A 23,960-nucleotide genomic window follows, 5' to 3' on the forward strand; every position below is an offset into this window, starting at 1 on the left:
TGCCGGTGAGTGGGTCGGTCAGTACGTACGGTTGGGGAGCTCGGCCTTGGCCTGGTCCTGCGTGAAGTCGCTCTCCTGGGTCTTGATCCAGCGGTCGACCTTCTCGCCGGCGTGGACCTTCTTCACGACGTCCATCAGCTGGGGGCCGAGGAGCGGGTTGCACTCGACGATCGCGTTGATCTTCCCCTCGGACATCGCGACGAAGCCGTCCTTCACGCCGTCGATCGAGACGATGAGGATGTCCTTTCCGGGCTTCTTGCCCGCCGCCTCGATCGCCTGGATGGCACCGATGGCCATGTCGTCGTTGTGCGCGAAGAGCACGTTGATGTCGGGGTTGGACTGGAGGAAGGCGGCCATGACCTGCTTGCCGCCGGCCCGGGTGAAGTCACCGGTCTGGCTGACGACGATCTTCCAGTCGTCCTTGTGCTGCCGGTCCATGACCGTCTTGAAGCCCTTGGCACGCTCGATGGCCGGTGCGGCGCCGGTGGTTCCCTCCAGCTGGGCGATCTTCACTTCGCCCTGGTGGCCGGCCTTGGCGAGCACCTTCTCCAGGATCACGGCCGCGCGCTCCCCCTCGGCGGTGAAGTCGGAGCCGACCAGTGTGACGTACAGGGACTGGTCGGAGGTCTCCACCGAGCGGTCGGTGAGAACGACGGGGATCTTCGCGGCCTTGGCCTCCTTGAGCACCGCGTCCCATCCGGTGACGACGACCGGAGAGAAGGCGATGACGTCGACCTTCTGGGCGATGTAGTTGCGGATCGCGGAGATCTGGTTCTCCTGCTTCTGCTGCGCGTCGGAGAACTTGAGGGTGTAACCCGCCTCCTTGGCCGCCTCCTTGACCGAGTCACTGTTGGCGGTGCGCCAGCCGCTTTCCGAACCGACCTGGGAGAAGCCGAGGCTGATGGCCTTGCCGCCGCTGCCGCCGCTGCCGCCGGAGGAGGAGGACGAGTCGGTGTCACCCTTGGCGCAGGCCGTCAGGGCGCCGGCGGCCGCCACGCCGACTGCCGCGGTGAGGAAGTTGCGTCTGTTGAGCATGTTCTTCTCCTTGTGCTCGAAGCGACAGGCGATCATGCGTCCAGCCTGCCGATCATTGTTCGAAATCTCGGACATACGGGGAGTGCCACGGGCGCGGCACAGAGGTGTCAGTAGATGGACGAGTGCGGCGAAGACGCCGACCTTGTCAGGGTGGGTACGGGGAACTGCTCTCGCGGACGACGAGTTGGGGCTCGATGACGGTCCGGGTCGCCCCGGGAGCGGCCCGGCCCTCGATCAGGTCCAGCAGCAGGGTGATGCTGCTGGTACCCACCGCCGAGAAGTCCTGACGGACGGTGGTGAGCGGTGGGGCGAAGAACTCCGACTCCGGAATGTCGTCGAAGCCGACGACCGCCACGTCCTGCGGAGTTCGCACCCCCGCTTCGCGCAGCGCCCGCAACACCCCCAGCGCCATCTGGTCGTTGGCCACGAAGACCGCGGTCAGCCCGTCGGCCACCCGGCCGGCCAGTTCCTGGCCGGCCCGGTAGCCCGACAGCGGGCTCCAGTCCCCGCTCAGCGGGGGCGGCGCCTCGATACCCGCCGCCTCCAGGGTCGCCCGCCATCCGGCGACCCGGTCCGCCGCCTCCTGCCAGTCCCCCGGCCCGGCCAGGTGCCAGACGTCGCGGTGACCGGCGGCCAGCAGATGCCCGGTGACCAGCCGTGCACCCAGACGCTGGTCCACGTTGACGCCGGGGATCCCCAGACCGTGTTCGCTCCCGACGGTCACCACGGGGAAGGGGTGGCGGAGTTCGGACAGGGCGGCGACCGCCGGCTGCCCCGGGGCGATGGCGACCACTCCCTCCACCCCGCCGTCCCTGAGGTGGTCGAGAGCCTCGGAGAACGTGCCGACGGTCATCTCGCGCAGGCTCACGGTCGAGACGAGATACCCCTCCGCCCGCGCCGCCTCCTCCAGCGCGAACAACGTGCTCGCCGGGCCGTACAACGTCGTGTTGGAGGCGATCACGCCCAGCGTGCGGGTGCGCCGGGTGGCCAGCGCCCGTGCGGAGGAGTTGCGTCGGTAGCCCATCTCCTCGATCGCCCGCACCACCTTGGCCCGCGTCTCGTCCCGCACGTTGGGGTGACCCCCCAGCACCCGCGAAACGGTCTGGTGGGACACGCCCGCCCGTCGGGCGACATCGGCCATGGTGGGCGGCCGAAGCGGGGACCGCGCCTGCAACTGCACCATGGCCACACCTCCTTGGGCATCGACGTATGAACGGGGAGGTCATTGTGAGCGCTAACAATTCATGGCGGTCAAGGGGTCCTACCGAAGTGAGGTCGTCACGTTTGGGTAACGCGACGGAAGCGTGGCGGTGGACTTCCGCCCTCCTCTTTCCTCCTCGACACGAGTCCGGGCGAAAGGTATTGACGCGCCCCGGGTACGGCCCTAGTTTCGGCACCGTCATGTCGAACCACGTACGAAATACCGGACACAGGGCAGGCGCGCTCGGTCCGCCAGTCCGCTACGGCGAGGGCCGCGCCCCCACGTACGCATGGCAGGCAACAGGTGCCGGCACGGGGTGGCTCACGTGACATTGACGACCGAGGAGGCGGTCGGCCGCCCGCCGCGATCCTTCACGCAATGGGCCGCCGAACACGCCGACGCCTTCCGCCCCTGATACGCGGGGCGGGAAGGGCACTCGCGCGGCTCCTGCTGCGCTGACGCCGTGGGTCCGCACGCCCGCGTGAGCCCGGCCGTCAGGCGGTCACAGTCCGATCCGCTCACCGACGAAGCAGCCCTTGGCCAATTCACTCACAAGTCGACCAATCGCCCGCTCTTTGATCGAAATTCGATCAATCGACAAGTATGCATTGACTCGATCATCGACCGCACATAGCTTCTGGCGTCATCCGAACTCCAGAAGGGTGTTGCGTCATGTCCATCGGAGTATTCCCAGGGCGTCATGTGGTGAGCGGTGGGGTCATCGCTGTCGCCCTCGCCCTCACGGGCGGCGTCGCCGTGGCCGACGTACCCGCCTCCACCGCCGGCAGCACCACTCATGTGGACTGCTCGCGCGCGGTGGCCGGCGACGGCAGCCAGGCCTCGCCCTTCAACAGCATCGGCCAGGCCAACGCAAGGGCGTACTCCCCCGGTGACACGCTCGCCTTCGCCGGTGGCACCACCTGCACCGGCTCCCTCGCCCCCAAGGGCAGCGGTACCGCCTCCGCTCCCATCACCCTCACCAGTTACGGCACCGGCACCTTGCCCGTGATCGACGGCAACGGTGCCCCCGACGCCGTCTCCCTCACCAACCAGGACCACTGGCGGATCAGTAACCTCAAGTTGACCAACCCCGCCTCCTCTCTCGCCCGCCGCACCGGTCTGCGGATCTCCGCCACCGATGGAACGGCGCACCGCGGTTACGACATCGGCAACCTCGTCGTCGACCGCGTTGCCGGTCAGACGAGCAAGAACAGCCCCACCACCGAGGACTTCGTCCAGTCCGCGGGCATCGTCACGGGCGCGAGCGGCACGAACTCGACCCTCAACGATGTCCACGTCCACCACAACCAGGTCAGCAACACGGGTGGCGGCGGCCTCAAGATCCGTGTCGGCGCCATGGCGGTGAAGGGCTCCGGGGTGCTGATCGAGCACAACATCATCAAGGACGTCGGCGGTGACGGCATCATCGCCAGCTACGCGGACGCGCCCATGATCCAGTACAACAACGCCTCCGGCATCGGCAACGGCGCGTACCCCTTCTCCGGCGGCAACTTCGCCGGCATATGGGTGCTCGGCGACCACAACCCGACCATCCAGAAGAACGCCGTGTACGGCATCACCCGGATGTCCGTGGCCGACAGCCAGGCGTTCGACTGCGACTGGGGCAACACCGGCACCTGCACGATCCAGTACAACTTCAGCCGCGACAACATCGGCGGCTTCTTCCTCGACTGCGACGGGTGCGGCACCATCGGCGGCGCCCAGCAGGTCATCCGCTACAACATCTCCGAGAACGACTGTCGCATGAGCAGCGTCAGCGCCGGCCGCTCCGCGCTGCACATGTACAACAACGTCTTCTACTGCACGGACAAGAAGTTCGCCATCACGCTCCCTGAGGAGAGCGTCGTCGAGAACAACATCTGGGTCGGCACCAGCGACTCCCGGCTGCCCACGGGGCCCGGGATCTCCTGGCTGTGGAACGTCTTCCAGGGCGTGCCGAGGCCCACCGCCAACGGCATCGTGGGCGACCCGCACTTCGTGAACCCCGGCACCGGCGGCGACACGATTCACTCCGTCGACGGTTACAAGCTGCGATCCACGTCCCCCGCACTGAACAACGGCTCCGTGATCAGCGGCAACGGAGGCCGCGACTACTGGGCGAACCCGGTGTCCACCAGCACGAAGCCGCACCGGGGCGCCTACGGCGGCCCGGGGCTGTAGCACCGCTGAGTGATCGAGATCGTCGGCAGGGCCGCGCCTGCGCGCAGCTCGCGACCCCTTCGAGGAGCGTGGCCCTGCCGGCGGCCCAGCGGCCGCGCCACCCCCAATGTGTCGATTCATGCAGCGCGGCACAATGTTTCCCTGCCTGTGCCGGAAATGCGCAATGATCATCCGCCGATGCGCAACAACCCTGCATTACGAGCGCGAACTCAGGGGCTTAGGCTCATGCCTCGTACCAGGAGTGGCGGCGACCGTCTGCTCGGCGGTTCCCCATCCCCCTCGGGTCTCTTTCGTGACGCCCGTGTCACCGCCGCAGGTCCCGTCCACTGACCCGCAGCGATGAAGGAGTCCCCGCAGTGCTGGACCAAGGCACAGCCGCGCCCGACACCAAGGCCCCCGCGCCAAGGTCATCCGTGCTCTCCGCCCTCACTCGGCGCAAGCCGGTAGAACACCTGGTCGCCGAGGGTGGGCAGGGTGAGGGCGGCAGCCTCCGCCGCTCGCTCTCCATGTGGCAGCTGACCATGATCAGCATCGGTGCCACGCTCGGCACCGGGATCTTCGTGGTCCTCGGCGAGTCCGTTCCCAAGGCCGGCCCCGCCGTCACTCTCGCCTTCGTGTTCGCCGGACTCACGGCGCTCTTCTCGGCCCTCTCGTACGCCGAACTCGCCGGCACCATTCCTGTCGCCGGCTCCTCGTACTCGTATGCGTACGCAACGATGGGTGAACTCGTCGCATGGGTCTGTGGCTGGTGTCTGCTCCTGGAGTACGGCGTGTCCGTGGCGGCTGTCGCGGTCGGCTGGGGTGACTACCTCAACGAGCTGCTCGACGGCACCCTCGGTGTCACCCTCCCCACGGCGCTCAGCGCACCCCCCGGCGACGGCGGCATATTCAATCTCCCGGCCCTGATCGTCGTCGTGCTCGCCATGATGTTCCTGCTGGGCGGAGCCAAGGAATCCGCCCGCGCCAACACGATCATGGTCGTCGTGAAGATCGCGGCGCTCGTGCTCTTCTGCGCGATCGGCTTCATGGGCTTCAAGTCGGGCAACTACAGCGACTTCATGCCGCTCGGCGTCGGTAGCGTGGGCGCCGCCGGTGCCATCCTCTTCTTCTCCTACATCGGTTTCGACGCCGCCTCCACCGCCGGTGAAGAGGCCAAGAACCCCAAGCGTGACCTGCCGCGGGCGATCATGCTCTCGCTGGTCATCGTCACCGTGCTGTACGTGCTCGTCGCCGCCGTGGCCGTCGGCGCCTGGGACTGGAAGAAGTTCGCGGGCTCCGAGGCCACACTGGCCGCGATCATGAACGACGTCACCGGGCAGAGCTTCTGGGGCACCCTGCTCGCGGGCGGCGCGGTCATCTCCATCGCGAGCGTGGTCCTGACGGTGCTCTACGGCCAGACCCGCATCCTCTTCGCGATGTCCCGCGACGGCCTCGTGCCCAAGGTCTTCGGCACGGTGCACCCCAAGTCCGGGACGCCTCGGGTCAACACGGTGATCGTCTCGCTCTTCTGCGGTGTCCTCGCGGCGGCCATCCCCCTCGGCAAGCTCGTCAGCGCGACCAGCATCGGCACGCTCTTCGCGTTCGCGCTGGTCAACATCGCCGTCGTCGTGCTGCGCCGCACCCGGCCGGAGATGGACCGCACGTTCAAGGTGCCCTTCGGTCCGCTCTTCCCCGTTCTGGGCTTCGTCTTCTGCGCCTACAGCATGTACACCCTCGACCTGGACACGTGGATCGTCTTCGGTGCCTGGATGGCCGTCGGCCTCGTGTTCTACCTCGTGTACGGCATGCGTCGCTCCCGGCTGGCCACCACGGGGAAGTGATCCACCCGTTGCGCGCTCAAGGCCCTCGGCGAACGCATCGTCCCCGCCGCCGCGAGCCGGAGCCGGCCGACACGTGACGAACACCAGCGCCCCCGACCACCGCGGTCGGGGGCGCCGACGTATGCGTGGTCCTCGCGGGGCCCAGTCCGCCGCTTCCACGAGCGGAGCTCGACCATCTGCCCGGCACGACCGGCGGCCTACGGCGGGTCGCTCCGAGTCGCGCTCGACATCATGGGGGCGTGGGTGAGCGTTCGATCGCGATCACGGCGGCGTCGTCGCCCAGCCGTCCGCCGACGTGGTCGAGCAGATCACGCCGCAGTCGGCGCAGGAACGCGTCCGGGCTGCTCTCCGTCCAGCCCGTGATGCGCTCGGTGAGTGGATAGAAGGCACCGGTGGCGTCGCGGGCCTCGATGACCCCGTCGGTGTAGAGCAGGAGGAGGTCGCCCGCCTCGAAAGTGAAGGCGTCGACGTGGTAGCGAGGGCGTGCCAGTTCGCCCAGGCCCAGCGGAGGAGCGGGCTGGGAGACCTCAACCGTCAGGGGACGGCCGTTTCTCAGCACAACCGGCGGCGGGTGCCCGCAGTCGATCATATGGAGCTCACTGCCCTGGTCAGGGATGTCCAGAAGGGCGGCGGTGATGAAGGTCTCTCCGGACCGGTCCGCCTCTCCGGGTTCGGCCATGCCCCAGCAAACGCTTCCATCCAGATAGGTGACCAGTTCGACCAGACTCGCCTGGCGGTGGGCGGCGGCCCGGAACGCGCCGAGCAACAGGGCGGCGTCACCGAGGGCGGTCATGCCCTTGCCCCGTACGTCGCCGATGATCAGCCGGGTGCCTGAGCTGGCGCGTACGGCCGCATACAGGTCACCGCCGATCTGCGCCTCGGCCTCGGCGGCGAGATAGAGAGAGGCCACCCGCAGCGGTCCGATCCGCTTGGGGAGCGGCCGAAGGACGACGCGCTGGGCGGTCTCGGCCACGTACCTCACTTGCGTGAGCTCTCTGGCCCGGCGCTCCCGCAGTACGCAGAAGATCACGACGCTCGATCCGACCAGGACCAGGGCGCCGATCTGTGCCTGGTGGTTCGTAGAGAACAAGTCGTCGGGATCGCGCAGCACGGCGATGACCGCCTGGCCCACCACGGCGAGGGCGGCGACCAATCCCGTCAGCCAGGGGCCGGCGAACGATGCGGTGATGGCCGGGGCTGCGACCAGCAAGGGACCCAGATGAATATCGGGCGGCGCGAGAACGTCGATCGCGACAATCGCCACCATCAGCGCGATCGGGACCGCCACCATCGCGCGTCCCCTCAGCGCCACACGGCGGAGTTCCACGAACCGATGTGCCACCCCTCCTCTCTACACCTGCGCCGACCGGCGCGCACCAGCAGGCGAGCTCTGCCGGCTGTCCGGCCGACCGCTCAGTGACCGGTGGGCGGGTGACCGTTTCCAGCGTTACGGGCTCCGATGGGGCCAGCTCGGCCACGGGATAGTGAACCCCCGGCTGCCACCCGGGCGCGTGGACCACCACGCGGTGCGGGCTGCCGAAGACACGGGGGATGAACGTGACCCCGGTGCTGTGCGCGGCGGTCGCCTTGTCCTGCGGCTTGTCCACGACGATGCGGTCACCGTCCGGTGCCAGGGTGACCGCGTCGGAGACCGACGCGAGTGCCGTACGCGGCCCGACGGCCGCGGCAGTCGGCGTTGAACACCGGATGTTGAACACCGGATACGGGGAGCCGAAGAGGTCAACACCGCTGCCGAAGACCCGTGTTTTCCGGACTCGGGGCGGTGACGGCGTTTCAAGTGCCGATGACCGGTGAGCCGAGAAGAATCGAGTTCTACCCTCACACCACAGGAGGAATGATGGACAACTGGCGTGCATCCGCGGCCTGCCAGAACGCCGACCCCGACCTCTTCTTCCCGGTGGGGACCGGTGCCCCCGCTCTGATCCAGGCCGAGGAGGCCAAGGAAGTCTGCCAGGGCTGCCCCGTGCGCGAGGAGTGTCTCGAGTGGGCCATGGCCGAATCCCGTCAGGTGACCGGAGTGTGGGGCGGCCTCGACGACAACGAACGACGTTCCCTGAACCGGCGGTTGCGCCGACGGGTGAACGAGGCGAGCTGATCTGCTCTTCCCGTACATACGCCCCGTGCAGACGTCCCCGTACAGACGGCCCCGTACAGATATCCCTGTACAAGCGTTCCCGTACCGGAGCCCCGCGAGGATCACCCGTCGCAGGACCGGCCGAGCGATCACGGGAGGTTCGCGGCTCACTCTTCGAGCAGGCGGCGCGCTTCCGAGAGAAGGCGCAGGAGTTCGGTGCGCGAGGGGTCGTCCGGAGCGTCCGGGGCCGACCGCTGGCGCGCGTGGGTGGTGAGGACGTGCAGGGCGACGGCGGCCTGGCGGGCGAAGAGGCACAGCAGGTCGAGCTCCGACAGGCTGGACCGGGCCTGCGGTGACGGGTCGAGCACCTCCAGGACTCCGAGGACCCGGTCCTCGTGGACGAGGGGGGCGGCCATCAGCGCGTTCGGCACGTAGCCGGTGGACTCGGCGATGTCCCTGTCGAAGGAAGCGCTGTCGTACAGGTCGTCGACCACCATCGGCTCCCCGGACGCGGCGACCCACCCCGCGATGCCCCGGCCCGCCGGGAACCGCCGGCCCACCAGGAAGTCCTGCCCCTGTCCTGAGACGGCTTCGAAGACGAGCTCGTCCGCCGCGGCCTCCAGGAGCAGGATCGAGCTCGCCTGGGCGCCGAAGATGGCGCGCGCGGTGTCCACCACCGACTGCAGGAGCTCCGCCATGGCCGGATCCGGCCGGGGTGCTGAGGACACGGCGGGGACGATCGTCTGAGCCATGGGGATTCCCTTCCGACGCCGGTCGTTACCGGCGGCCGTGGACACGGACGTTGGCTGCGGACAGGTACAGGGCGTTCTTCAGCTGGAACGGCGTCAGCCGGGGGCGGCTCGACAGGATCCGTGCGCAGAGCCCCGCGATGAACGGGGTGGCGTAGCTGTTGCCGGAGCTGCGGATCGACGTGCCACCGAGCCACGCGACCTGGACTCCCTGGCCAGGAGCGAAGAACTCCACCGGGGGCTCGGGGTTGTAGAGGTGGAGGTCCGGATCGTCCTCCTGGTGGCTGCCGACCGAGATCACCGAGGAGAAGCGCCAGGGGAAGCTCTCCACATGTGTGTTGTGCGCCGAGGCGACGATCACGGTCTGCTGGAAGTACGCCTCGTCGGCCAGTCGGCGCAGCTCCTCCACGAAGCGGTCGCGGCTGGTGGACAGGCTCAGGTTCACCACGTCGAACCGCTGGCGCACAGCCCACCGGATCCCTTCGAGCAGGACGTCCCCGCTGCCGGAGAACCGCTCGCCGAGCACCCGGATGCTGGACAGCTCGCAGTCCGGCGCGATGCGACGGACGATCCCGGCGCAGGCGGTGCCGTGACCGCAGGAGTCCCCTTCCTCCGTCTCCTCGACGTGGACCTCGTCGTCCTCCTTGAAGACGCGCCACGACTGAGCGACCGGGCCGACCATGGGGTGGTCCCGTTCGACGCCCGAGTCGACGACGCAGACGCGAATGCCGCGCCCGGTTCCGCCGAGGAGACCTCCCTCGGGCAGGTCCGGCGGATCGTCGGCATCCACGGGTACGTCGGCGGGGCCACGCCCTCGAAGACCCCAGGTGAGTCCGGACGCCTGGCGCTGGGCGGTGGTCATCGTGGTGCCTCCTCTCCGGCTCCGGTGACTTGTCCGGCGGCAGGAGAGTGCGCCGGGGGGCGGCTGTGGCAGCGAGGTGCCGCGGCCTCGGCCTGGCGTACGGCGGGGAGATGGCCCTTGGCCGCGAAGTACCGGCGTGCGCGCGTCGCCGCCTCCGCCGCGTCGGCCGGGCGCCCCAGCGTGAGGGCGGTGCGGGCGAGGTCGAGCGCGGCGAGGCCCTGGACGATGGGCGAGTCGGTGCGGGCCGCGGTGGCGAGCGCCCGGGCGGCCAGCCGGGTCGCGGTGGCGGCCTGCCCTCGCGCGGCGGCCATCCGGGCGCGCAGACCGTCGAGGTCGGCCGACTCGGCGCACGGCCGGGCCGACTCCCCTCTCTCGCGCTCCAGTTCGGTGAGGGTGCTGCGGGCGGTACGCCAGTCGCCGAGTTCCAGCCGGATGCGGGCGGCGTCCAGCAGGGCACTGCGCAGCAGAGCCGTGGCGCCGAGTTCCCGCGCGGCGGCGGCGGCCCGCTCAAGGCTCAGGAGCGCCTCCTCCCGGCGGCCGGACAGGTCGGTCACGGTCGCGGTGAAGATCGGCAGGAAGGCGTCGGCCTCCGCGTAGCCGAGACGCTTCGCGAGGTGCTCCGCCTCCGCGAGGCAGGCCAGGGCCCCGTCACGGTCGTCCTGGAGGGCCAGCAGTACCGCCAGCGGGCAGTTGAGCGTCAGCCGGACGGCGCGGCGCCCGGCTCCCTGGTCGGTGAGGAGCTCGCGGCAGCGGGCCACGGCGTCCGCGACCGGTTGCGGGCCCCGCCAGAGCGAGACGCCCATCGCGCCGAGGGCCGCGGCGCGCTCCGGCTCGGCGTCGGCGCGTACCGCGTGGTCCAGCGCACGGGTGAGCAGGCGCTCTGCCGACCGGTGCCGCCCCTGTACCTGGGCACGCTGGGCGAGCCGCAGGCAGGCCCTGGCCTGGCCGAGGTCGTCGCCTGCCGCCGCGAAGACCGGCAGGGTGGCGCCGGCGGCCTCGGCGGGTGACTCTTCCCTCGTCGCGCACCCTGTCTCCGGGGACCGGCTGCCACTGCCCGCAGATCCTGTTCCCGTGGACCTGCCGACGGAGGCCAGGGCGAGGCGGGCGTGCGCGGCCTCCACTACGGCCCCGCCGCCGGCCGGCCCCTCGGCCAGTACCTCTTCGAGCAGCGCCCTGCCTTCCGTGCCCCGCCCCAGGTCCAGCAGCGTCTGGCCGAGCCGCCGACGTGTCGCCAGACTGCCCGGCTCGCCCACCGCATACCGGGCGGCCGCCCTGGACAGCAGGTCGGCGGCCCACACGGGGTCGGCGTGAGCCAGCGCCAGCCGCCCGGCCTCGGAGAGCGCCTCGGCGGCGCGCCGGCGCAGCCCGTCGGTGTGCGCGTCCTGGGCACCCAGCTCGACCCGGTAGCGGTACGCCTGTTCCAGATGGGCCCCGACCGCTGCGCCACCCCGCTCCCGGACCGATTCGAGACGCGCCGCCCGCTCGTGCCGGTCGGCCCGGTCCTGCTTGGACTGGCAGGCGTAGACGACCTCCTGGATCAACCCTCCGGCGAAGCGGAACGCCCCGCCGTCCGGCCTGATCAGCCGGTGCCGTACCAGCCGGTGCAGCGTGGAACGCAGCTCGGACCGGGTCCACGCCTCTGCGGGGGATTCGGCGAGCGCCGTCACTTCGTCGGCGGTGAAGTCGCCGCCCAGGACGGACGCCAGGCCCAGGGCCCGGTGCTCGGGCGGTTCGAGCGCGTCGATCCGGGCGCCGATCAGGGCCTGGAGCGGCAGTGGAACGCTGTCCGCGTCGACGGAGACCCCCGCGACGAGCAACTGTTCCAGATGCAGCGGGTTTCCGCCCACCCGCGCCAGGACCCCGGGGCCGAGCGGCTCGCCGTGCGCAGCGCCCCCGTTCAGCTCGGCCGCGAGGAGCTGTGCCTCGGCGTCCGAGAGCCCGTCGAGCGGCACGGCGCCCAGCGCCAGTTCGGGTCGTGCGTCGAACAGCTGGGGGCGGGTGAGCAGGATGATCAGGACAGCCGCGTCGGTGAGTGCGCTCAGCAGCCGGTCGAGGGCGTCGAAGAGCGGCTGCGCGGCCCAGTGGCAGTCGTCGATCACCAGCACGACGGGCTGCGTCCCGGACAGCTCGGCAAGAACCTTGGCGAGCGCCGCGGACGTGTCCGCCGGCGACGGGTTGGGCGTCCCGTCCAGGAGCAGGCCCCGGTGGAGCAGGTCCAGTTCGGGCGACGGTACGGGCGTGCCTCCGGCCTTCAGCAGGTGGGCCAGTGCGTCGGCGAGCGGTCCGAGACTGGGCTGTTCGCCGCGGTCCCGGCAGCGTCCGACGCCGTGGCGCAGGCCCTCGGCCGTGGCCCGGTGGAGCCACTCGCGTACGAGCCTGGTCTTGCCCTGGCCCGCTTCCCCGCCCACCACCAGCCGACCGGCCCGCCGAGTCCGGACCACATGATCCAACGCCTCGCTGATCAGGGCGAGTTCGCGCGTACGACCGACGAATCCGAGGTCGAAGCGGCGCAGCGCCTCCGGACCGTCCTCGTCGTCCAGACCGAGCAGGCGGTGGGCGGCGACCCGGTCACTCTTGCCCTTGAGCAGCAGCGGGCCGGTCTCCGCCGTCCGGAGGCCCGGACCGGCGGCTGCCAGGGTGTCGGGTCCGATGAGGATGTCCCCGGCGGCGGCGTTCTGTTCCAGCCGCGCGGCGACGTTGACGACTTCGCCGGAGACCATCGCCTGTCGCAGGGTGGACGAACCCGTCACGGCCTGGCCGGTGTTGATGCCGATGCGCATCTCCAGCCGTACGCCGACGGCCTCCTCCAGCCGGGCGTTGAGCCCGGCGAGCGCCTCCCGCATGGCCAGGGCGGCGGCGACCGCCCGGCGGGCGTCGTCCTCCCGCACGGCCGGCAGGCCGAAGACGGCCATCACGGCATCCCCGATGAACTTCTCCACCGTGCCGCCCTGCTCCTCGATCCGCAGCCGCATCAGGTGGAACCAACGGAGCGTCACCGAGCGCAGGGTTTCCGCGTCCAGCGCTCCGGAGAGGGCCGTGGAGCCCACCAGGTCGCAGAAGAGGACGGTCACCACCTTGCGGCCGGTCGGCTTGGCCGTGACCGGCCCGGATGCGCACGGGCTGCCGCAGGAGGGGCAGAACCGGGCGTCGGGCGGCAGTGCGCTCCGGCACGAGGCGCAGGGCATGGGTTCCTCCGGTGGGCGCGGGGACCGCGGGGGCGGCCGGGGTCAGAAGAGGGCGCCGCCCGCCACGTCGGCGTGGGCCTGTACCTCGGGGGCCGCCGCGTCGAGGCGTCCCCTGATGTCGACGAGCAGGGCCAGTTCCTCCCGGGTGAGCGCGCGCAGGACCTCGTGCTGCTCCTCGCTGAGGACGCCGACGTCGAACCCGGCGGCGGCGAGCGCCTCCAGGGTGGGCTCGGACGCCGCCTCGCCGGACGAGCCGTCGTCGTACGCGGTCGTGTCGTGGGTGGTCGTGTGCTGGGCGGTCGTGTCGTACGGAGTCGTGTCGTACGGAGTCGTGTCGTACGGAGTGGTGTCGTCGGTCACGGGTGCCCTCCGGGGTCGGCGGCGAGGGAGAGGAAGAGCCGGGTCAGCAGGTTGGCCGTGTGCAGCGCGCTGACGGAGACGGCGGTCTGCCGTGACGGGGTCAGCGCGAGTTCGTCGAGCACCCGGTGCAGGTCGTCGAGGTGGCCGCCGTCGAGCTCCGCGTGTTCCCGGAGGGTGCGGAACGCGCCGTCGGGGAGCCCGGTGGCCTCGGTGAGGCGGTCCGCCAGCCGGGGCCCGGGTGCGTTGCCCTCCAGGACCGCGATGTAGCCGAGCAAGGTGACCGGGTGCTCGTGCTCGATCCGGTAGTACTGCGCCCCGACGAGTTCGACGACGGCGGGCGGCGGCACCGCGGCCGGCCCGGCACCGGCGGCGTCCAGGTCGTCGAGCAGCCAGGCGTCGTGACCGCGTTCCTCCTCGGCGTGGCGGGTGTAGTACGCCGCGAGGCGCCGCGAGGGCGGGTCGTCCAGTTCGGCGCACCGCTCGGCGGCTCGTTTCAGCAGCGGCACCGAGGCCCGTACGAGCGGATACATGGCGGCCAGATAGCGCAGGTACCGCTGCCGCAGTCCGTCCGGTCGCCACAGGGCCGCGGTCGCGGCCCTTAGGACGGGGGTGGTGGGCGTGAGTTTGGTCGTGAGCGCCAGAGACGCGGGCGTGGTCATCGGCCGCTCCCCTCCCCCGCGGGAAGCGGCTCGTGGACGGCGTCGGATTCGACAAGGTGCGCGTAGCGGGCGCAGCCGAGGCGGCGTACCAGCGCGGCGGGTCCGGCGGCTAACTGCTGCTCGGCGCTGAGCCGGTCCAGGAGTTCGCCGACCCGGCCACCGGCGTCGCGTGCCGCGCCCGCGAGGACGTCCGGGCGGTCGGCGAGTGCGTGACAGCTGCGGCAGTAGCCGGCCGGGGCGGGCGAGGACTCGTACCGGGCATGCAGCCGCTGGGGACCGACGGCGCGCAGCATCCGCAGTACCGGGGAGCCGAGGGAGCGCTCGCGGACGGTGGGCCAGTCGTCGTCGGCGATGTGCCCGAGCCGGAGGTGCGGGGGAACGGGGCGCCGGTCCACCGTCCACTGGTTGCAGCAGGCGGCCAGGGTCCCGTCGAAGGCGACCACCGGCCAGGCCGCGAGGGCACACGGCGCCGCGAGGGAGCCGTCCGGTCCGGGCGGTGTGGCCCCGATGAGACGTGCGGCCCGGCCGAGCGGCCGGACCTCGTTGACCAGCATGGGCACCCGGGCGGCGAAGACGCGGCGGACGTCCGCGACGGCCTCCGCCAGATACGGGTCGTCGGGGCCGGTGCCGGTGAGGTGGACGCTGGCTGGGACCCCGGCGTCGAGCACGGCCCGGAGAGCACGCAGCACGTCCCCGCGCGGGACCTCCCGCTCGTGGTGGACGTCCATGCTCGCCGAGAAGTGGTCGAGGGCCGTGATCGCTCGCATGATCCGGTCCGGGACGCGTCCGTCACGGGCGAAGAACATCCCGCTGAGCAGCGCCACCCGGGATCCCGCGGCGTGCGCGAGACCGGCCAGGCGCGCGACCAGTTCCGGCAGCAGCAACGGCTCGCCGCCGGTCAGCATGACCACCTCCGGACGGTCCTCGGCGCCGAACGAGCCGATGAAGCGCAGCAGTTGCCGCGGATCGGGCCGCTCGGCGACCGACAGGGAGGACCCCGTGGAGCAGTGTGCGCAGCTCATGGGGCAGCGACGGGTGAGCGCCACCAGGAGGCCGCCGCAGGGCACCGGCCGCAGGCCGATGAGCTCTGCCAGGTCCATGTCTCCTCCTCCGTGCTCGTGCCGCGCGCGCAGCATGTTCCGGATCGTGCACCCGAGGGCCAGACTTCCGGTTCACGAACGCCTGGTGATCGGTTAAGTCCCAGCTCCGGGTGGGTTCGTACGCGCGCCGGACGGCTCGATGTGGAGGTGCGGCGGGGCGTGCGGCCGGATTCCGGGTCCGCCCCCCGCCCGTGTGGTCGCCGTATACCGGCGCCGAACCGACGGTCAGGCGTTCCCATACCGCGGCTCCGTACGTTTCTTCCCAGCCGGCGCAGCGACGCCGCCGACCAAGGAGGACACACATGCCCGAGAACACGAACCAGCAGCCGACCCAGGACGAGGACATCGAGGTCGTCGCCCACAGCGAGGACGAAGAGGCCGAGGCCGGCTGCATCGTCAACAACTCCAGTGACCTCTCCTGACGCGAGGTCATGAGCTCTGAGCACCGCGCGGGCCACCCGGTTCTCGGCAGATCGTGCCAGGAGCCGGGGGGCCCGCGGCCACCCCGGCACCGGCCCCATCGCCCGCCAGACCCCGAGGGAGCGCGCACGTCGTGAAGATCCTGCTCTGCCCGCTCAGCGACGGCGGCTACCTCTACCCTGCGATCGCGGCCGGGCGGGAGCTGCGGCGCCGCGGTCACCACGTCAGCGTGCTGGGCCGGTCCACCGCCGCGCCCGTCGTGGCCGAGGCCGGACTGCCGTTCGCGAAGGCCGAGGACTTCGGCGGGCGGCGGGCGTTCTCCGCCACGTGGTGGGGGAAGACCGGCCTGGCGCAGTACCGGGCGACCCTGCGCGCGGCCCGGGAGACGGGAGCCGACCTGCTGGTCACCTCCGTGCTGTGCAACGGCGCGCTGCTCGCCGCCGAGGCACTGGACATTCCGGTGGTGGTGGTCGGGCTCTCGGTCCATCTGTGGGACTACCGGACGGGTGGCGCCGACGAGCCGCATCTGGGCAGGACCCGGGAGAGCCGGACCCTCGACTGCCGGCAGATCTACGCCGCCGTGCGGGAGGAAGCCGGCCTGGCGGGGCGTGCCTGTCGATGGCGGGACAGTCCGCTGCCGGGTGACGCGCTGCTGCTGCGCGGGGATCCGGCACTGGAGTACCCGGGCGCGGAACTCCCCGAGCGGGTACGGCACGTGGGCCCGCTGGCCTGGGAGCCGACGCCCGACCGGGCGGAGGCCGAGGCGGTCAGGGATCGTCTGGCGCGGTGCGGCAAGCCCGTCGTCTATGTCCACCTGGGCCGCTTCTTCGGGGGCAGCAGTCTGTGGCCCCGGCTCAACGAGGCGTTCACCGGCGGCCGGTTCCAGGCCGTGGTCGAGCAGGGCCGGTCCACCGACCCGCGGCCCGCTCCGGGCGCCGACATCCTGCTCGTCCGCAAGCCGTGGATGGGTCCGCTCGTCGATCTGGCCGGGCTGGTGCTGGCCAACGGCACCTCCGCTCCGGTGCTGGCCGCTCTGCTGCGAGGCCTGCCCCTCGCCCTCTCACCCAACGGCTCCGAGCAGCCGCTGCTCACCGGCGCCTGTGTACGGGCCGGCGTGGCCGTGCGCGTACCGAACACCCCGTCCGTGGATCCGTCGGCGCTGCTGGAGTCTGCGTGGCGCGACGACGGTCTGCGGACCCGGGCCCGTGCGCTCGGCGGCAGGCTGGCCGCGCCGGACAGCGCGGCGCTCGCGGCCGACATCGTCGAGCGGGTGGCTCGGACATCCGCGACCCCGAAGGAGGACCATGAGTACGCGATCAGCCGGCCTCGATGAGGCCGTGGCACGTCTGTCCGCGGGTGCGCGGCACTGGATAGGACTGCACGCGCGCTACCTCGACTCCCCTGCGGGCCAGACCGAGTTGCCGGTGACCCCGCGTGTCAAGGCGCTCCTCCAGCTCGGGCTGCTCCGCCGCTACTGGGGGAAGGCCGCGCCTGCGGACTCCGCCCTGGGCGAGGTGAGCTCAGTGGTCGAACGGGCTTGGCGGCGCGCGGACTTCCCGCGCCTGCTCACCCTCGACCCGCGCTACGCCCGGCAGTTCGAGCTGATGTACGCGGCGCTGGCACCGGCCGGGACCGACGCCGAAGCGCCCCGCGCGGTGCTGGCCCGGCTGGCGGCCGACGGCTACCTGGCGCCGCGCCGGAAGCCGCCGTACCTCCATCTGGAGGCCAGGTTCTACGCCGATCTCGCGGGCGCGGAGCACCAGTTCGCCTCGTACGAGGAGCTGTACGCGTCCAGCCTGCCCGCCCGGGCCAGCACACTGCCCGTGGCCGACCTGGACGTCTGCGTGGTCACCCACACCATCTTCTACCTCACCGACTTCGGCTGCCGCGCTCCCGCCCTGACCATGGAGGCACGGGAACGGGCGCTACGCGTCGTGGAACGGCTCACGGACCGCTGTGTGGGACTCGGCGAATGGGACCTCGTCGGAAAGCTCGTGCTCGCGCAGTTCTGCCTGGGCGCGGATCCGCTGGGCACACCCTCCGGGGTGGCCGGGCTCCGGATGCTCGCCGACGTCCAGTCGTCCGACGGCGCGATTCCCGGACGGTCCGTCATCAGGCGTGCGGCGGCGGACGCGACGCCGGTGGAGTTCTTCCGCAAGTCCTACCAGGCGACCCTCGTCACGGCGCTGGCGACGCTGATCATCACGAGCGGCCGGGCCGACGGTCTCTGTGCCGCGGGAGCATCGACACTGCGGGAGGCGCGGTGACCATCGACCAAGCGGTGAGCCCCGGACGACCGGTGGGCCCTGCACAAGCGGTGGATCCCGGGCGACTGGTGGAACCCGGACGTCCGCTGGACCCCGCGCGACCGGCGAACGCCACACAAGGCGTGGACCCCGGGCACCCCGGGTCGCCCGATCCCGCCACCCCCGTCGCCTCCGGCGCACGTCTTCTCCAGGGCGAGCGGAACTGGTGGTTCCTCGGCCCGGGCGGGGTGGCCCGTCTCGGTGACCGGCACGTCACCGCGGACGGAGCCCTGCGTCCCGAGGCGGAACACCGGCTGCGCGAGAGCGGCATGTTCACCCCCGCCCGGGTCCGCGCCTACGCGCTGACCGTCCTCACCAGCACCCACTGCAACCTGGGTTGCGGATACTGCTTCCAGAACACCGCGCAGGACCAGGCGGGCGGCACCCGGCCGCCGCGGATCGCCCGGACCCGCCTCACCTCGGAGACGATCACCTCGCTCCTCGGCTTCACCGAGCGGCAGATGGCCGCCGCCGGCCTGGAGAAGCTGCGGATCCTCCTCTTCGGCGGGGAGCCCCTGCTCAACCCGAGCGGCTGCCTGGAACTGCTGGAGCGGGCCGCGGCCATCGCGCCGACCTCGGCCTGGATGATCTCCAACGCCACGCTGCTCACACCGTCACTGGCGCGACGGCTCGCCGGCCTCGGACTGACGTCCGTCCAGGTCACCTTCGACGGTGACCGGGCCGATCACGACCGTATCCGGGTCGGCAGGGCGGACGGCAGCGGGACCTTCGACAAGATCGTCCGCAACATCGTCAAGGCCTCCGAGGCCGCGCCGCTCCAGTGGACACTGCGGGTGAACGTCTCCCAGGAGACCTTCCGCGGGGTCGACGCGCTGATCGACCGGCTCGCGGCCGCCCTCGACCCCGCACGGTGCACCCTGTACTTCGCCCGTATCGGCGACGTGGGCGTCGGATACGCAAACAGCCTGCTGCACACGGGCGAACTCCCGGCCGCCTTCACCCGGTGGCAGCGCCGGGCGCTCGACCTCGGCTTCACCGTGAGCCGCCCCGGTGCCCGGAAGACCTGCGTCACCTGCGGTCACGCCGACGGCCGCTACGGCGCGGTGGTGAGCGCGGACGGGACCCTGGCCAGCTGCTGGGAGACCGCCGGCAAGCCCGACTGGGAGGTCGGTACGGTCTCCGACGGCTACCTGCCCGGCACGGTGACAGGTGACCGTTGGGTCGCCTGCCAGGACCTCTACCGGTACGACGAGGACGCACGGACGCTCGCGAGATTCCGTGACACCGTCGACACGGCCCTGCTCGACTACCTGGACGAGACGGGGCGGCTGTAGCGATGGCCCCACCTCTGGAGCAGCTCTTCTCCGGCGCGCTCGGCTGGCTGGGAGGGAATCTCGACTACTTCGACCCGTTCTCGGCGAGCGTCCGGCCGGAGACGCACGGAAGGGCGAAGGCCGCACTGGAACTGGCGCTGCTCTGCCACTGCACCGCACGGCCGCAGGGTGTGCCGGAGGCGCTGAGCGGGGCGACGGCCCTCGTCAGGAAACTCTGGCAGGATCCGGACTTCCCGCGGCTCTTCGACGACGTCCCCGCCTACGCCTCCACGTACGGACTGATCTACGCCGCGCTGGCCCCCGACGGGATCGACGACACCCAGTGCCGGGCCACGCTCGCACGGCTGACCCCCGACCTCCTCTCGCCGCACGGGAAGTCGCCCTACCGGCGCATCGAGATCCGCTACTACGCGGACAAGGCCGGCGTCCCCCACGGCATGGAGCCGTACGCCGAACTCCTCCCGCGAAGCCCGCTCGTCGCACTCCGCGCCGCCGGGCCCGAGGGCGCGGCGTCACTGGACGCGGCGCCGCTCACCACCCCGGAGGCGTACTCCCTGACCCATACCGGCTTCTATCTCGGCGACTTCGGACGGACCGCCCCGGGGTTGACCAGGAACGCCCTGGCGCACGCACGGGCGCTGGTCTCCCGGATGCTGGACCATTGCGTCGAGCACGACCGGTGGGACCTGGCCGCGGAACTCGTCCTCACGCAGTTCATCCTGGGGAGCGAACCGCTGCGCACGCCCTCGGGGGCGGCGGCCGTGGAGTGCCTGGTGCGGGCCCAACGGCCCGACGGCGCGATCCCGGGTCGGTCGGCGGCGCTCAAGGCGCCCCCGTCGGCCCCGGCCGGGGAGTTCTTCCGGAAGGCGTACCACACGACCCTGGTGACCGCCCTCATGGCACTGATCGTCTCGTCGCCGAGGCCGTCGTGATACCGCGTCCGACGCTGATCAACCGCGACTACACCCGGCTGTGGTTCGGCCAGGCCGTCTCGTCCGTCGGGGACGCCGTCTTCAGTACCACTCTGGTGCTGTGGGTGGCCACCGTCCTGGCGAAGGACGAGGCGTGGGCGCCGATGGCGGTCAGCGGCGTCCTGATGGCGTCGAGCGTCGCTGTGCTGGTCATCGGTCCGCTCGCGGGCGTGTTCGTCGACCGCTGGGACAAGCGCGTCACGATGCTCCGCACCGAAGTGGTCCGCGGCGGGCTCGTCGCCGTACTGACCACCGTCTCCTTCCTGCCGGTCGACGCGCTCCCGGCAGGAGCGTGGCTCGCCCTCGTCTACGTCACTGTGCTCCTGCTGCACGCGGCCGGCCAGTTCTTCTCACCGGCGCGCTTCGCGATCCTCGCGGATCTCGTGACCGGGGACGCCGACCGCGCCCGGGCGGCCGGCATCGCCCAGGCGACCGGGGAGACGGCCTGGATCATCGGGCCGCCCCTCGCCGCGCCGCTGCTGTTCACCGCCGGTCTGCAATGGGCGATGCTCTTCAACGCGCTGTCCTACGCGGTGTCGTACATCGCGATCCGCTCCATCGGGGTACGTCCGCCGACCGCGGGAACGGCCGGACCGGGTGCCACGCGAAAGCCGGCGGTGCGGCAACGGACAAGCGTGCGGCGGGAGTTCGTGGACGGCCTGCGCTTCTTCGCGCGCAGCAGGTTCCTCGTCGCGCTGCTCCTGCTCGCCGTCATCGGCCAGTTCGGGATCGGCGCGCTGAGCACCCTCAACGTCTTCTTCACCACCGACAACCTCCACGCGTCCGCCCACCTCTACGGGTACATCGGTATGGCGATGGGAGTGGGAGGCATCACCGGCGCGCTGTGCGGGGGCCGGGTCGTGCAGTGGCTCGGGGCGCGGCGGAGTACGTGGATCAGCCTGCTGGTGAGCGGCGTTCTGCTGGTCGCGTACTCCCGGCAGACCGGCTTCATCGGCGGCATCGCCCTGCTCTTCGTCTTCACCGTTCCGCTCACCGTACTGAACACGGCGATGGCACCGCTCCTGCTGGCGGCGGCGCCCCCGGACTACCTGGGCCGGGTGATGGCCGTGTTCTATCCCGTGACGAAGTTGGCGTCGATGCTCTCCGCGGTCCTGTCCGGCTGGCTCGCCGGCTCCGTGCTGCGGGACGTCGCGGGCTCGGTCGGCGGCATCCGGTTCGGCCCGATCGACACGATCTTCGCGGTGTCCGGACTGATCGTCGTGGTGTCCGGCGTCTTCGCCTGGATGGCCCTGCCCGGCACGGAGACGGCGGAAGAGACCACCGGGAAGGCTATCGAGGACGCGCCTGTCGAAACGGCCGCGCCTCCAGGCCCGCGACCGGGCTGAGCCTCGCCACCCGGTCGTCGAGTGCCCAGCACCGAGCGGTCCGGCTCTCGGCATAACACGCCGAACCGCCGGGGACCGCAGCCACCGTCCGCCCCCCACGAACGAGGGAGCATCGAGTGACCCCTGACGCGCGACCGACACGGCACCAGTACCCCCATGCGGAGCGGCAGGACGTCGTCCAGGAGCTCCATGGGGTGCGCGTCCCCGACCCGTACCGCTGGCTGGAGGACGCCGAGGACCCCTCGACACTCCGCTGGGGCGCTGAGCAGGAGACCCTCTACGAGGCGGAACGGGCGTCCTGGCCCGGTCTGGAGCGGTGGGAGGCGGAGGTGGCGGAGCTCAACGCCGTCGACCGCGCCCGGCCGCCCAAGGTCCGTGGTGGCAGGGCCTTCTGGCTGCGGCAGGACGCCGGCCAGGAGCATCCCGTGCTCGTGGTGGCGGAGGCCGGGACGGATATGGCGGAGCGGGTGCTGCTGGACCCCAGCGTCCTGGACCCGTCCGGTCGTACCGTGCTCGACGCCTGGGAGCCCTCCCTGGAGGGCGATCTGCTGGCATGTCAGGTCTCTCGCGACGGCACGGAGGACTCGCTGCTCCAGGTGATAGACGTGGCCACCGGGAAGGTCGTCGACGGTCCGGTGGACAGGGTGCGGAAGTCGTCGGTCGGCTGGCTGCCCGGGGGCGAGGCGTTCTACTACGTCAGGCACCTGGACCCCCGGCTGAACCCAGGCGAGGAGCGCTACCACCGCCGGGTCTACCTCCACCGGGTGGGGACGGCGCCCGACGCGGACGCCCTGGTCTTCGGTGAAGGGCGGGACAGGACCCAGTTCTACAGCGTCTCCGTGACCGCCGACGGGCGCTGGCTCGGCATCACGGCAACGCTCGGCACCGGCCGGGGCACCGACGTCTACCTGGCCGACCTGTTCGCCGGGCCGTCGGACCGTCCGCTGTTGCGGCCTGTCCAGGAGGGCATGGGAGCCGCGACGCGCCTGCACGCGGTGCCCGGCACCGGCCCGCGAGACTGGGTATGGCTGCGCACGGACCGCGGCGCCGCTCGCGGTCGAGTCGTCGCCTGCCGGCCGGCCGAACTCCACCTGGGGCCCGGCGCGTGGCGCGAGGTGATCCCCGAACGGCCCGACGCGGTGCTGACGCACCTCGTCGTCCTGTCCGGTCCGGAGCTGGAGCGGCCGCTCGGCCTGGCCGCCTGGACCCGTGACACGGTGGCCGAGGTGACCGTGCACGATCTGGTCGAGGGCCGGCAGGTGGCCACGGTCCCCCTCCCCGGCACGGGTGCGGTCGGCGACTTCTCGGCCGGGCCGCCCGGGAGTCACGAGGCATATTTCGCCTACACGGACTTCGTCACACCGCCGCGGGTGCTCCGCTTCGACGCGCGCGGCTGTCGCGTGACGCGGTGGGAGCGCGACGCGCCGGGCGCCCTGACGGTCGGCGGCGCGGTCACCCGCCAGGTCGCCTTCCCGTCACGGGACGGGACGACGGTACGGATGTTCGTGATCTCCCCCGCCGGACGACCGGATGTGCCGCGCCCGGCGCTGCTCACCGGGTACGGCGGCTTCGGGCGCACGATGTCACCCCGCTACCGCGCCCAGGTCCTGGCCTGGGTCAGGGCCGGCGGGGTGTTCGCCTGGGCCGGTCTGCGCGGCGGCGGCGAGGAGGGCGAGGCCTGGCACCGGGCGGGCAGCGGGGAGCACAAGCAGAACACCTTCGACGACTTCGCCGCCGCCGCCGACCAGCTGATCACGGCGGGCTGGACCGAGCCGGGCCGGCTCGCGGTCATGGGCGGGTCCAACGGCGGACTGCTGGTCGGCGCCGCCCTCACCCAGCAGCCGGAGAAGTACGCCGCCGTGGTGTGCATGTCTCCGCTCCTGGACATGGTCCGCTACGAGCTGTCCGGCCTCGGACCCAGCTGGACACCCGAGTACGGCAGTGCACGGGACCCCGCCCGGCTGCCGACGCTGCTCGGCTACTCCCCCTATCACCGCGTCACACCCGGCACCGCGTACCCGGCGGTGCTGTTGACCGCCGCGGACGGCGACACCAGGACCGATCCGCTGCACGCCCGCAAGATGTGCGCCGCGCTCCAGCACGCCTCGTCCGGCACCGGCCCGGTCCTGCTGAGGCTGGAACGCGGCGTCGGCCATGGCGACCGGGCCGCGTCCCGCGCGGCGGCGTTGCAGGCCGAGAGCCTCGCCTTCCTCGCGGAACATGTGGGACTTCCGGCCCCGGAACGTCCTGGTCCGGCGTCCACGTGAGACGTCGGCCTCCGGCCGCCTGACGGGGACGGCAGGAGACCGACCGGGGGACGAGGTCTGGAGTCGGGCGGTGGGGCGAGACGGGGGGCGAGACGGGGGGTGCGAGAT

Annotated in this window: 18 protein-coding genes and 1 pseudogene; 9 read left to right on the forward strand and 10 right to left on the reverse strand. The window is 71.5% G+C overall.

What is annotated here, in order from left to right; translation table 11 throughout:
- Positions 1-18: 18 nt before the first annotated feature.
- A complete protein-coding gene (locus AC07FA_RS05945; protein WP_479074233.1) occupies positions 19-1,035 on the reverse strand; it encodes an ABC transporter substrate-binding protein in 1,017 nt (338 codons plus the stop codon).
- A gap of 145 nt (positions 1,036-1,180) precedes the next feature.
- The gene (locus AC07FA_RS05950) at positions 1,181-2,218 is read right to left on the reverse strand and encodes a LacI family DNA-binding transcriptional regulator (protein WP_479073484.1); all 1,038 of its coding nucleotides are present in this window, start codon (positions 2,216-2,218) and stop codon (positions 1,181-1,183) included.
- 690 nt (positions 2,219-2,908) lie between these two features.
- Here AC07FA_RS05950 and AC07FA_RS05955 point away from each other — a divergent pair.
- Together AC07FA_RS05955 and AC07FA_RS05960 are read left to right on the forward strand one after the other, a co-directional pair.
- The gene (locus tag AC07FA_RS05955; RefSeq protein WP_479073485.1) at positions 2,909-4,417 is read left to right on the forward strand and encodes a right-handed parallel beta-helix repeat-containing protein; all 1,509 of its coding nucleotides are present in this window, start codon (positions 2,909-2,911) and stop codon (positions 4,415-4,417) included.
- A gap of 356 nt (positions 4,418-4,773) precedes the next feature.
- Positions 4,774-6,237: an amino acid permease gene (locus AC07FA_RS05960; protein WP_479073486.1), complete on the forward strand. Its 1,464-nt coding sequence runs from the start codon at positions 4,774-4,776 to the stop codon at positions 6,235-6,237.
- A 229-nt stretch (positions 6,238-6,466) separates the two neighbouring features.
- Here the strand turns inward: AC07FA_RS05960 and AC07FA_RS05965 are convergent, their stop codons facing one another.
- A complete protein-coding gene (locus tag AC07FA_RS05965) occupies positions 6,467-7,528 on the reverse strand; it encodes a PP2C family protein-serine/threonine phosphatase (RefSeq protein ID WP_479074234.1) in 1,062 nt (353 codons plus the stop codon).
- 139 nt (positions 7,529-7,667) lie between these two features.
- A pseudogene (locus AC07FA_RS05970) lies at positions 7,668-7,916 on the reverse strand (DUF5937 family protein); the annotation flags it as partial.
- Positions 7,917-8,095: 179 nt separating this feature from the next.
- On the opposite strand from AC07FA_RS05970, the gene AC07FA_RS05975 reads away from it, so the two are divergent.
- Positions 8,096-8,353 carry a WhiB family transcriptional regulator gene (locus AC07FA_RS05975; RefSeq protein ID WP_479073487.1) on the forward strand — a complete coding sequence of 86 codons (258 nt, stop codon included), beginning with the start codon at positions 8,096-8,098 and terminating at the stop codon, positions 8,351-8,353.
- Positions 8,354-8,499: 146 nt separating this feature from the next.
- Here the strand turns inward: AC07FA_RS05975 and AC07FA_RS05980 are convergent, their stop codons facing one another.
- The 6 genes from AC07FA_RS05980 to AC07FA_RS06005 form a co-directional block, all read right to left on the reverse strand.
- Entirely contained in the window at positions 8,500-9,084 is a 585-nt protein-coding gene (locus AC07FA_RS05980) for a GAF domain-containing protein (RefSeq protein WP_479073488.1), read from the reverse strand.
- A 25-nt stretch (positions 9,085-9,109) separates the two neighbouring features.
- A complete protein-coding gene (locus AC07FA_RS05985; RefSeq protein WP_479073489.1) occupies positions 9,110-9,943 on the reverse strand; it encodes a S8 family peptidase in 834 nt (277 codons plus the stop codon).
- Complete coding sequence (locus AC07FA_RS05990) at positions 9,940-13,128, reverse strand: adenylate/guanylate cyclase domain-containing protein (RefSeq protein ID WP_479073490.1); 3,189 nt, start codon at positions 13,126-13,128, stop codon at positions 9,940-9,942. Before AC07FA_RS05990 ends, AC07FA_RS05985 begins: the two co-directional genes overlap by 4 nt.
- 42 nt (positions 13,129-13,170) lie before the next feature.
- A complete protein-coding gene (locus AC07FA_RS05995) occupies positions 13,171-13,350 on the reverse strand; it encodes an aroma-sacti cluster domain-containing protein (protein WP_479074235.1) in 180 nt (59 codons plus the stop codon).
- Positions 13,351-13,484: 134 nt separating this feature from the next.
- Complete coding sequence (locus AC07FA_RS06000; RefSeq protein ID WP_479073491.1) at positions 13,485-14,147, reverse strand: iron-containing redox enzyme family protein; 663 nt, start codon at positions 14,145-14,147, stop codon at positions 13,485-13,487.
- Positions 14,144-15,247, reverse strand: coding sequence for a radical SAM protein (locus AC07FA_RS06005; RefSeq protein WP_479073492.1), 1,104 nt, complete (start codon positions 15,245-15,247; stop codon positions 14,144-14,146). The genes AC07FA_RS06000 and AC07FA_RS06005 overlap by 4 nt, the downstream gene beginning before the upstream one ends.
- 553 nt (positions 15,248-15,800) lie before the next feature.
- Between AC07FA_RS06005 and AC07FA_RS06010 the strand changes: the two genes are divergently transcribed.
- The 6 genes from AC07FA_RS06010 (at position 15,801) to AC07FA_RS06035 (ending at position 23,852) form a co-directional block, all read left to right on the forward strand.
- A complete protein-coding gene (locus AC07FA_RS06010; protein WP_479073493.1) occupies positions 15,801-17,000 on the forward strand; it encodes a glycosyltransferase in 1,200 nt (399 codons plus the stop codon).
- Positions 16,972-17,934: a DUF6895 family protein gene (locus tag AC07FA_RS06015; RefSeq protein WP_479073494.1), complete on the forward strand. Its 963-nt coding sequence runs from the start codon at positions 16,972-16,974 to the stop codon at positions 17,932-17,934. Before AC07FA_RS06010 ends, AC07FA_RS06015 begins: the two co-directional genes overlap by 29 nt.
- Before the next feature lie 122 nt (positions 17,935-18,056).
- On the forward strand, positions 18,057-19,268 hold the full coding sequence (locus AC07FA_RS06020; RefSeq protein ID WP_479074236.1) for a radical SAM protein: 1,212 nt from the start codon (positions 18,057-18,059) through the stop codon (positions 19,266-19,268).
- Positions 19,269-19,270: 2 nt separating this feature from the next.
- Positions 19,271-20,200: a DUF6895 family protein gene (locus tag AC07FA_RS06025; RefSeq protein WP_479073495.1), complete on the forward strand. Its 930-nt coding sequence runs from the start codon at positions 19,271-19,273 to the stop codon at positions 20,198-20,200.
- A complete protein-coding gene (locus tag AC07FA_RS06030) occupies positions 20,197-21,585 on the forward strand; it encodes an MFS transporter (protein WP_479073496.1) in 1,389 nt (462 codons plus the stop codon). Before AC07FA_RS06025 ends, AC07FA_RS06030 begins: the two co-directional genes overlap by 4 nt.
- A gap of 116 nt (positions 21,586-21,701) precedes the next feature.
- On the forward strand, positions 21,702-23,852 hold the full coding sequence (locus AC07FA_RS06035) for a prolyl oligopeptidase family serine peptidase (RefSeq protein WP_479073497.1): 2,151 nt from the start codon (positions 21,702-21,704) through the stop codon (positions 23,850-23,852).
- Positions 23,853-23,960: the final 108 nt, after the last annotated feature.

It is taken from the genome of Streptomyces sp. NPDC045968, from assembly GCF_056430475.1.

What these genes read in the sequence shown, in the direction of transcription:
- AC07FA_RS05945 (WP_479074233.1), bottom strand. Translation starts at nt 1,035, where the DNA reads ATGCTCAACAGACGCAACTTCCTCACCGCGGCAGTCGGCGTGGCGGCC.
- AC07FA_RS05950 (WP_479073484.1), bottom strand. Translation starts at nt 2,218, where the DNA reads ATGGTGCAGTTGCAGGCGCGGTCCCCGCTTCGGCCGCCCACCATGGCC.
- AC07FA_RS05955 (WP_479073485.1), top strand. Translation starts at nt 2,909, where the DNA reads ATGTCCATCGGAGTATTCCCAGGGCGTCATGTGGTGAGCGGTGGGGTC.
- AC07FA_RS05965 (WP_479074234.1), bottom strand. Translation starts at nt 7,528, where the DNA reads ATGGTGGCGGTCCCGATCGCGCTGATGGTGGCGATTGTCGCGATCGAC.
- AC07FA_RS05975 (WP_479073487.1), top strand. Translation starts at nt 8,096, where the DNA reads ATGGACAACTGGCGTGCATCCGCGGCCTGCCAGAACGCCGACCCCGAC.
- AC07FA_RS05980 (WP_479073488.1), bottom strand. Translation starts at nt 9,084, where the DNA reads ATGGCTCAGACGATCGTCCCCGCCGTGTCCTCAGCACCCCGGCCGGAT.
- AC07FA_RS05985 (WP_479073489.1), bottom strand. Translation starts at nt 9,943, where the DNA reads ATGACCACCGCCCAGCGCCAGGCGTCCGGACTCACCTGGGGTCTTCGA.
- AC07FA_RS05990 (WP_479073490.1), bottom strand. Translation starts at nt 13,128, where the DNA reads ATGCCCTGCGCCTCGTGCCGGAGCGCACTGCCGCCCGACGCCCGGTTC.
- AC07FA_RS06000 (WP_479073491.1), bottom strand. Translation starts at nt 14,147, where the DNA reads ATGACCACGCCCGCGTCTCTGGCGCTCACGACCAAACTCACGCCCACC.
- AC07FA_RS06005 (WP_479073492.1), bottom strand. Translation starts at nt 15,247, where the DNA reads ATGGACCTGGCAGAGCTCATCGGCCTGCGGCCGGTGCCCTGCGGCGGC.
- AC07FA_RS06015 (WP_479073494.1), top strand. Translation starts at nt 16,972, where the DNA reads ATGAGTACGCGATCAGCCGGCCTCGATGAGGCCGTGGCACGTCTGTCC.
- AC07FA_RS06025 (WP_479073495.1), top strand. Translation starts at nt 19,271, where the DNA reads ATGGCCCCACCTCTGGAGCAGCTCTTCTCCGGCGCGCTCGGCTGGCTG.